The 9,611-nt window shown below is 49.2% G+C and carries 8 protein-coding genes and 3 pseudogenes; all 11 read left to right on the forward strand.

Annotated features, from left to right (window positions below):
* Window positions 1-204, forward strand: a pseudogene (locus QQ91_RS00100) (Uma2 family endonuclease); the annotation flags it as partial.
* A 171-nt stretch (window positions 205-375) separates the two neighbouring features.
* Window positions 376-1,620, forward strand: coding sequence for a glycosyltransferase family 4 protein (locus QQ91_RS00105; RefSeq protein ID WP_166283736.1), 1,245 nt, complete (start codon window positions 376-378; stop codon window positions 1,618-1,620).
* Window positions 1,621-1,768: 148 nt separating this feature from the next.
* Entirely contained in the window at window positions 1,769-2,596 is an 828-nt protein-coding gene (locus QQ91_RS00110) for a Uma2 family endonuclease (protein ID WP_166283738.1), read from the forward strand.
* 203 nt (window positions 2,597-2,799) lie between these two features.
* Window positions 2,800-3,375: pseudogene (locus tag QQ91_RS21560) on the forward strand (Rpn family recombination-promoting nuclease/putative transposase); the annotation flags it as partial.
* 6 nt (window positions 3,376-3,381) lie between these two features.
* Window positions 3,382-3,666 carry a DUF4351 domain-containing protein gene (locus QQ91_RS21705; protein WP_349306846.1) on the forward strand — a complete coding sequence of 95 codons (285 nt, stop codon included), beginning with the start codon at window positions 3,382-3,384 and terminating at the stop codon, window positions 3,664-3,666.
* A 27-nt stretch (window positions 3,667-3,693) separates the two neighbouring features.
* Window positions 3,694-3,996, forward strand: a pseudogene (locus QQ91_RS00125) (glycosyltransferase); the annotation flags it as partial.
* A 279-nt stretch (window positions 3,997-4,275) separates the two neighbouring features.
* Entirely contained in the window at window positions 4,276-5,328 is a 1,053-nt protein-coding gene (locus tag QQ91_RS00130) for an NAD-dependent epimerase/dehydratase family protein (RefSeq protein ID WP_166283740.1), read from the forward strand.
* A gap of 5 nt (window positions 5,329-5,333) precedes the next feature.
* A complete protein-coding gene (locus QQ91_RS00135) occupies window positions 5,334-6,539 on the forward strand; it encodes a glycosyltransferase (RefSeq protein WP_166283742.1) in 1,206 nt (401 codons plus the stop codon).
* A 20-nt stretch (window positions 6,540-6,559) separates the two neighbouring features.
* A complete protein-coding gene (locus QQ91_RS00140; protein WP_166283744.1) occupies window positions 6,560-7,423 on the forward strand; it encodes a methyltransferase domain-containing protein in 864 nt (287 codons plus the stop codon).
* A 1-nt stretch (window position 7,424) separates the two neighbouring features.
* Window positions 7,425-8,558, forward strand: coding sequence for a glycosyltransferase family 4 protein (locus tag QQ91_RS00145; RefSeq protein ID WP_166283746.1), 1,134 nt, complete (start codon window positions 7,425-7,427; stop codon window positions 8,556-8,558).
* Between the two features lie 11 nt (window positions 8,559-8,569).
* A complete protein-coding gene (locus QQ91_RS00150; protein ID WP_166283748.1) occupies window positions 8,570-9,256 on the forward strand; it encodes a methyltransferase domain-containing protein in 687 nt (228 codons plus the stop codon).
* Window positions 9,257-9,611: the final 355 nt, after the last annotated feature.

Below are 9,611 nucleotides of genomic sequence, written 5' to 3' on the forward strand. Positions count from 1 at the left end.
GGTGTGGAGCGGCAATGGTTACGCTGGTATGACCAAGATCATCACTGGATTCCGACGCCCACGGAAGCCGCTACTCAGCGAGCCGAGCAAGCAGCCCAACGAGCCGAGCAGGAAGCCCAGCGGGCCGAGCAGGAAGCCCAGCGGGCTGAGCGGTTGGCGGCGCGGTTAAGGGCGTTAGGGGTTGATCCGGAGGCCGATGAATAAGCATCCCAGGCTAAAATCCTGAGTTATCCCCTAACTGCGACAGACCTGCTACACCCTCTACCTGCCATTGCCTGGGAAAATTGCTAGCCCCCCTCACGCTGCCGAATGCATCAGCGGCTGACGCCAACAGCTATGGTGGGAGCGCTGCACAGAATTTAGGTAGGGTTCCCCATGAAAGTCTTACACATTAACCAATCCGATATTGGCGGAGGAGCTGCGATCGCGGGCTATCGGCTTCATCAAGGCTTACTGGCCCAAGGCATAGAGTCTAAGCTGCTGGTGGGCAACATCAAGACCCACAGCGATCGCGTTGATTTAGCGGTTCCGCCAATCTTTTCAAGGCCAGAGCGATTGCTGGTCCGACTCACTTCGCGTCTGGGTCTCAATCATATTCATCGCATTAGCAGTCGCAAGATTGTGCATCATCCCTGGACTCAATCTGCAGATATTCTTAACCTGCACAACCTGCACACGGGCTATTTTAGCTATCTTCATCTCCCCAACCTAACTGCCCAAAAACCAGCGGTTTTGACCCTGCATGATATGTGGACCTTTACCGGTCACTGCGCCTACAGCTACGACTGCGATCGCTGGCAGTCCGGCTGCGGTCAATGCCCCTACCCAGAAACCTATCCAGCAGTTCGCCGAGATGCGACCGCCCTGGAGTGGCGCTTAAAGGATTGGGTGTACCGTCGCTCGAATCTGACCATTGTTTGCCCGAGTCGTTGGCTATATGAACAGGCTCACAACAGCATGTTGCAGCGCTTTCCCATTTATCACATTCCCTATGGCATTGACACTGAAGCCTATCAGCCCATTGACTCTGCACTGGCTCGGACAGCCCTAGACCTGCCGCCAGATAAGAATATTCTGCTGTTTAGCGCAGAATCCTTGCGAGATCCTCGCAAGGGAGGCGACCTGTTGCAAACGGCCTTGCAGTCTCTCCCAGACCCCTTGAAGGCGAAGACGGTGCTGCTCACCTTCGGTGCCGGAGGAGAAACCATTGAAAATCTTGTGGGTATCAAAACCATGAGTCTGGGGTATGTTAACAGCGATCGCCTAAAAAGTTTGGCCTACTCTGCGGCTGACTTGTTCACCTTCCCGACTCGAGCCGATAATCTTCCCCTGGTGTTACAGGAAAGCCTGGCCTGTGGATTACCAATGGTGTCGTTTAAGGTGGGGGGCGTTCCAAACCTAGTGCGTCCAGGGGGCACCGGTTATTTAGCGGCTCCAGAGGATCCTCAGGATTTTGCTCAGGGGATTGTCCAGCTTTTGGAGGACAATGAACTACGCCGGAAAATGGCGGAAAATTGTCGGGCGATCGCCCTGGCTGAATACCGCATCGAACAGCAAAGCGATCGCTATATCGCGCTTTATCAGGAGTTGCTAGGACATTCAACTGGAGCCCTCCCTTGAGGTCGATTGCGATCGCCTGAGAGCATCATCATAAAAAGACGGGAAACCAATTCGCTAGGATACAGTAGAACCCATAGCAGATGCCATCAGCCGGACAACACCTTCTGTTCGCACAAGCGTCACGGGTCACTGTTTAGAGGCAACCGTCATGTATCAACCCTTGGGCTACGGTCCGAATGGCCCACTGCCGCCATCGCAAACATTGCCGACGATGTACGATTTGCCCAGCGAGTCGGCGGAGGATCCAGGATTGCCTGATTTATTTCACTTGAGCCAGCCGCGTCTGCTGGATGAAACCTTGCGGTCGCCTGCCTATCCGCCAGACCAGCGGTTTGCCGCGAGTGACCTCAACCTCTACTACGACGCCCGCCATTCCCTCTGGTACAAACGCCCCGATTGGTTCCTGGTGCTGGGTGTTGCACCGGCTGTGAACCAAGCTGAACTGCGGCTGAGTTATGTCATGTGGCAGGAGACGGTGGCACCGTTTTTGGTTGTCGAGTTGCTATCGCCAGGCACGGCGGATGAGGATCTGGGGCAAACGCTGCGGGAAGTGAATCGACCGCCGAGCAAGTGGCAGGTGTATGAGCAAATTTTACGGGTGCCCTACTACGCAGTGTTTGACCGATATGAGTCAACGTTTCAGTTATTTAGTATGCGGGGGATGCGGTACGAGGAACTGGAGCTAAAGGATGAGCGGTTTTGGTTTGAGGAACTAGAACTCGGACTAGGGGTTTGGGCTGGGACGTATGCCGGCACGGAAGGACGATGGTTGCGGTGGTATGACGCAGCAGGACATTGGATTGTGACCCAAGAGGAACGGGCCGAGGCTGAGCGACAACGGGCCGAATTTGAGCAGCCGCGGGCTGAGTTTGAGCGACAGCGGGCCGAGCAGGCCACAGCAGAATTGGCCGCAGAGCGCGATCGCGCCAATCATCTAGCCGCAAAGCTACGGGATCTGGGCATTGAGGAGGACTAGGGCGCTGTTCCACACGCAGGCGCGCTTTACGATGCTGCGGCGTGGGATTGTCCATCGTAGGAACGGGCTGTTCAGATAACGCGATCGCAGTTGAGCCTAGGAAGTTCAGCGATCGCCAGACCATAATGTCTGAGCCCATTCGCCCATCCTGAAACACTTCAAGAGGCGCACCGCTTTAGAGACCCAAGGTAAAAAGACCCAAGGTGAAAACAGACAAGCTTTTTTATCGCATCTTCTTAACCCAGCCTGACCTGATTGCAGAACTGCTGCCCGATGTGCCCCTTGGTTGCACCTTTGACTATGCCGCCCCAGTGCTGAAAGAGCGGGAACTGCGTCTGGATGGGTTGCTCATGCCCCTATCCGAGGATCTGAGTCTGCCCCTGGTCTTTGTGGAAGCCCAAATGCAGAGTGATTTGGGCTTTTATGGGCGCTTCTTCGCCAGTATCTTTCTGTACTTCCACTAATATGGCAGCACGCGACTCTGGCGCGGGTTGGTGGTGCAGCAACGGCGCAGCCAGCAGCTGGGTGCTGAGATGCCTTATGCACCGTTACTCGATACCTGGGTGCAGCGGATTTATCTAGAAGATCTGCTGCCTATGACGAATCTAAGTCCCAATCTGGCCTTGCTGCGGCTGCTCGTAGTGCCCGAGGCCCAGGTTGGGGAGGAGGCGCAAGCGATTTTGAACCAGAGTGGGACGGGAGCGGCGTTTGAGCAACGGCTAGATTTAGTGGAGGCTATATTGGTGTATAAGCTGCCCCAATTGAGTATTGAGGAGATACGTCAGATGTTAGATCTTAAGGACACGACGCTGAGGGAAACGCGGTTTTATCAGGAAGTGCTAGAAGAAGGACGCCAAGAGGGACGCCAAAAGGGACGCCAAGAGGGACGCCAAGAGGGTGAAGCGGAATTGGTGCTGCGGCAATTGACCCGGCGCTGTGGTGTCCTTTCGGCGACTCAGCAGGCGCAGATCCGGGCCTTTCCTCCGGCGCAATTGGAGGCGCTAGGGGAAGCGCTGTTAGATTTTACGGGCCGGTTAGATCTTGAGGTCTGGTTGGAACAGCGGGATTGATGCACTCGCCATGGTGATGGGGGCGTTTCCCCCACCCGCGCCGATAATCTACCCCTGGTCTTGCAGGAAAGCTTGGCCTGTGGATTACCGATGGTGTCGTTTAAGGTGGGGGGCGTTCCAGACCTGGTTCGTCCAGGGGTCACGGGGTATTTGGCAGCGCCAGAGGACCCTCAGAATTTTGCTCAGGGAATTGTCCAGCTTTTGGAGAATCGTGAACCGCACCGGAAAATGGCGGAACATTATCGGGCGATCGCCCTGGCTGAGTATCCACTTAAACTCCAAGCACGGCGCTACATTGAGATCTACTGCGATCGACGGGGAGCAAAATAGATGAGATCCTCAAGCCAATCAGCAGATGCCAGCGTCTCAGTCAGGCTTGTAATAACGATGACGCTAGAATGATGCCAGGTCTCCCTAAGGCCTGATTCTAATGGCGGGTCCATTCCCTACGCCGCATTGCGCAGGGGTATTTGTTTGGGTCTACGACTCAGCCTGGAAAGTTTTCCCCGCGTTCTGATCTAGATCTAGCCGTGGCTTCGTTAAAGTAGGGAGACCCGTTTGGCCTGATCAGTTCTCTCCCAACGCATCTGGATCAAGAGGTTGTTAATCATGCATAGACTACTTGTAACGGGTTCTTCAGGACTGATTGGCTCTGAGGTTTGTGTTTATTTTTCGCGTCAGGGTTGGGAAATTCATGGCGTCGATAATAACCAACGCGCTGTGTTCTTTGGTACTCAGGGGGATACCCGTTGGAATCAACAACGCTTGCAGGAGACGCTGAAAGGGTTTGTTCATCATGAGCTAGATATTCGCGATCGGCAGGGTGTCCTCGATTTAATCGAAAGCCTCAGGCCGGATGCGATCGTCCATACGGCGGCTCAGCCCAGCCACGATCGGGCCGCTGCCATTCCTTTTGATGACTTCGATACTAATGCCGTCGGTACCTTGAACCTACTAGAGGCCGCCCGGCAGTTTACCCCAGAAGCACCGTTTGTGCATCTCTCGACCAATAAGGTCTATGGCGATGCTCCCAATGAAATCCCGCTAGTAGAACTGGAGACTCGTTGGGACTATGCCGATCCGACCTACGAGCACGGGATCTCCGAAACCTTTCGCATCGATCAATCCAAGCACTCCTTATTTGGGGCCTCTAAGGTGGCTGCCGATATTATGGTGCAGGAATACGGTCGCTACTTTGGCATGAATACCTGTTGCTTGCGGGGAGGCTGTCTCACTGGCCCCAATCATTCAGGAGTGGAATTACATGGTTTTTTAAGCTACTTGGTGAAATGTAATCTGGAGAATCGCATTTACAAAATCTATGGCTATAAGGGCAAACAGGTAAGGGACAATATTCACTCTCAGGATGTAGCTCGGTTTATTGAAGCCTTCATTCAGTCTCCTCGCAGTGGTGAGGTCTACAACCTAGGTGGCGGCAAGGGAAATACCTGTTCTATTCTTGAAGCGTTTGACCTGGTTGCTGCTCTAACGGGGAAGCCCATGCAATTTGAGTATGTTGATCAGAACCGAGAAGGGGACCATATCTGCTACTACAGCGATTTGAGAAAAATGCAGAATCATTATTCTAGTTGGTCTATCACAATTCCTATTGACCAAATTTTTGCTGAAATTGTTAAATCCTGGCAGACCCGATTGCGATGAATCAGATGACAACCCAGTTTCCCCGGCTTTTACTGGTCAGTGACGCTCCCTTGTGTCAAGAGGGAACGGGCATTAATCGTACGCTGGTCAATCTGCTGAAGGACTATCCAGCAGATAAATTCATGCTTTATACGTCGAGTGATTCAGCCCTAACAGCTTCTCACTTTAGGCAGAATGTTGCCGCCTTTTCAGAAGGGTTACTACCTTTTCTGCGTAATCGCCTAGGAACTTGGATCAATGTAATAATTGCCCAGGCTAATCTTCAACTGATAGATTGGTTGCCGATTCCAGAGCGGAAGAAAATTGAATCCTTTGCCCCTGAGCTGATTCTAATTTGCCCCGGCAATACCTCCACATTACTGATGGGCGCTAAAGTTTCCCATCAACTACATGTCCCCCATCTCATCTATCTCATGGATGATTGGGTTGATCAAGTTCGATATCGTTGGTGGTCAGGTAGTGTCCAGAGGTTAACGCATGATTTGTTAGCGGATGCTAATGGATGGTTAATGATCAGTCGTATCCTGCAGCAAGATCTAGAAAAACGCTATGGAGTTCATCCCAAGCGATCGCTGGTAGTTCATAACCCAGTCGATCTATCAACCTTGATTCCACCTGATTTTACGGTTCATGAGGGAACCTTTAAGGTTGTCTATGCAGGGTCAATTTGGACAATGCATTATGATGCAGTGGCAGTAGTCGCAGAAGCGATTTTTGAACTAAAACAGGAAGGGTATGATATTGAGTTGTTCTTGCATACCCCACAGCAGTTTTGGGATCAGTATCGCCAGAACTGGAAAACCTGGCAAGTTAGTTATGGCGGCATGATTCCCTATCATGACTTACAACACTATTTGCAGCGAGCAGATTTGTTGTTAGTTGCTTCGTCATTTACAGCTGAACATGCTCATGTTACTCGTTCTTCAGTACAAACAAAGCTGACAGATTATATGGCTTCGGGTAGACCTGTTTTTTGCTATGGTCCTGATTATTCTGCTTGTAATAATTTTGTGCTTCAATGGCATTGTGGATTGGTGTGTGCAGCTCAAGATATTTCTACTATTAACTTGTTTCTGAAGCGAACTATTGACGATCGATCTACTAATCAAAATCTTGCTAAAGTGGCATTTGATGTAGTTTCACAGGCGTTTGATAGGCGTCAAGTGAGTTGTGAATTTTATCAATTTATTAATGAGAGTCTATCTGCTTAAAAACCGTAAGAAATTCTCTAATGCTGAGCTCTACATCTGAAACTAAACCACTGGTTTTTTCCTGGCAAGAAATTATATCCTGCCTGAGTAATAATTCTTCCTGGCGAGAAACACATCAATACCTTTCTTCCACAGAGCAAGAAAATGGCGTTACGATTCAAAGACTTTGGGAGATTCTTGATCAAGCCTGGGATGAAATGCAGACACCTCGCTCTCAGGCTGATTTCCCGAAATTCCTCCACGATTACTATCAACATCCGGTTTGGTTGATCAATGCAGCATTTTCAGAATCTGATGAGGGCACAATTAGCGATCGCTTAGCTGCTGTGCGGCTAATTGCCCACACTCAGCCTAAGAAGATTCTAGATTTTGGTGGTGGTATTGGTACGGTCGCTCGGCTTTGTTCGATGAACTTGCCTTACGCTGAAAAGATTGATGTAGTTGATATTACAGATTTTCGTCAAACCATTCAAAGCTATCTTGCCGAATTCCCTAATATTCGGGTTTTAGAGCGTCCTGATCCAGCTTATGACGCTATCATCTCAACTGAAGTGCTAGAACATGTGCTGGATCCCATTGAAACTGTGGTTGAGATGAATGCTCTGCTGCGTATTGGCGGTAGCTTTGCGGCGAGTTGGAGTTTTGCACCCTGTATTAAGTGCCATCTTCCTCAGAATTTCCATCTTAATCGGTTAATGCCCTGGATTATCCGCAGTTTGGGATTTGGCTTTTATGGTTTTGAGCGTCGGGGGAGTCGGGTATATGGTTATGTCAAACAGGCTGATGTAACGCCTAAAATGATGAGACAAGCTCGTTGGTTAGAACAAGTTTCGCGATTGCCTCTTCCAATAGATCGGCTTCTCCTATTAATATTTGGTCTATGAGATGACTCGTGTATTTTTGATTTGTAGTGGGCTAGGACATATTCAGCGGGGGTATGAGTCGTTTACAAAGGAATGCTTTGAGGCCCTAGCTACCGATCCCGCTCTGGATATTACACTGTTTCAAGGGCGTGAAACCTCAATCTCTAACGCAATTGCCCTTTGGAACTTGCCTCGCAATCATGCGTTTACAAAGCAAGTGGCAGGCTTGTTCAGCAAATATCTTACCTTCGGTGATCCCTATTTCCTGGAGCAAGCATCCTTTTGTTTTAGCCTGATACCTTATTTACATCTGAAGAAACCTGATGTGATTCTCTTTAGTGATTTCGCCTTAGGTACGATGCTCTGGCACTGGCGACGCATGACCAAACTTCCCTACAGGCTTCTCTTCTCTAACGGTGCCCCGAATGGTCCCCCTTTTAGTCGCATGGATCATGTGCAGCATTTGACGCCAATTCATTATCAGGCAGCTCTGGATGCTGGAGAACCTGTCAGCAAGCATAGTCTGATTCCCTATGGCATCCAGATCAACCAGGAGTATAGTCCGCTTGCCTCAGATGAACGGGACGCTTTACGGCAAAAACTCGAGCTGCTGATCGATCGCCCGCTCATTCTGTCCGTTGCTGCGATTAACAATACTCACAAACGGATGGATTATCTTATTCGAGAAGTGGCCAGTTTACCTGAACCCCGCCCCTACCTGCTGCTGTTGGGACAGATGGAGCAGGAATCTTTGGAGGTACTTCAACTAGGTAATCAACTTCTGGGAGCAGAACACTTTCAGGCGAAGACAGTTAGCTCTGCTGAAGTGGCTGATTACTACAAAGTTGCCGATCTCTATGTGCTCGCCTCCCTGAGTGAAGGATTCGGTAGGGTATTGCTCGAAGCCATGGGGCACGGCCTACCCTGCCTTGTTCATGATTATGGGGTTTCACGGCATGTCCTGAAGGATCACGGTTTTTTTGCGGATTTCACTACTGCTGGTGCTTTAACTAAGCTGATTCAATCGGTCCTCGATCAGGTTGATAATGAGGCTAAAAACGTTCGTCATCAGGTAGTCTACGATCGCTTTAGTTGGGATAAGCTAGCACCTGCTTATGCCCAAATGATTCATCAATGTGCTGCTGAAACTAATTAAAGGGGTAAACAATGCCAGGAGTAAGTGCGATCGTTTTTGGTGCTAAGCATTTGACAAAGGAGGAAATCCAGGGTAAGCGAGTTATTGATGTTGGAGCCTGTGACTTTAATGGCAGTATTCGTCCTTTGATTGAGTCCTGGAAACCGAGTGAATATATCGGAGTTGATATCATCGAGGGTCCATGTGTCGACATCGTTTGCAGTGCTGATAATTTGGTTGAGAAGTTTGGCAAAGAGAGCTTTGATGTCGTAATCTCTGTCGAAATGCTGGAGCATTCTCGATGTTGGCAGAAATCGATCAGCAATATGAAGCAAATTTGTAAACCTGAAGGTTTCATCATGCTGACGACTCGCTCCTATGGATACCCTTGTCATGGGTATCCCAATGATTTCTGGCGATTTGAGCTAGAAGATATGAAGAATATCTTTGACGATTGCGATATCCTAGCGCTTGAAGAGGACTATCAAGCACCAGGTATATTTATTAAAACTCGTAAGCCTAAAGCCTTTCAGGAAAATTACTTGTCAGACTATAAGCTCTATAGCATGGTCACCAATGGACCAATAAATATACTGACAGATAATGACTTTAAATCTCCTTATTTTTATCGTCTTGGAATGAAGCAAAAAATTAAAAATCTGGCTTCTACATTTATCCGTGACTCTGGCAAGTTGGTTAGTAACTTGATGCAAATTTAGCAGAGGTGGTTGTGAAAAAAAGCATTACAAAAATGGTAGCCTCGACCATGCTGAGGTTGCCATTTTTAGAGCATATCTTTTGCACTTTGTGCGCTCAAAAAAACCTAAGAAAATATCTGCATTTAGGTGCGTTTGCTTATGGATATCAGGACTGCCTAGAGGAACCAAAACTTAGAGTGGCAGTCCTAGATACTTATAAGATGTATGTCAATATAGCTGAACCAATAGGGATTCAATCTTATTTTTTTGGTGTTAATCCATTTGAATGGTTGATATCTACTGGGCACCTCGAAAAATTGCTTTAGTGACATCAAGATGGGATCCTAGAGAGCAGATATCACGCTGGAAAAGCTTG

It is taken from the genome of Lyngbya confervoides BDU141951, assembly GCF_000817775.3.
In the GTDB taxonomy this organism is placed as follows: Bacteria; Cyanobacteriota; Cyanobacteriia; order Thermosynechococcales; family Thermosynechococcaceae; genus Lyngbya; species Lyngbya confervoides.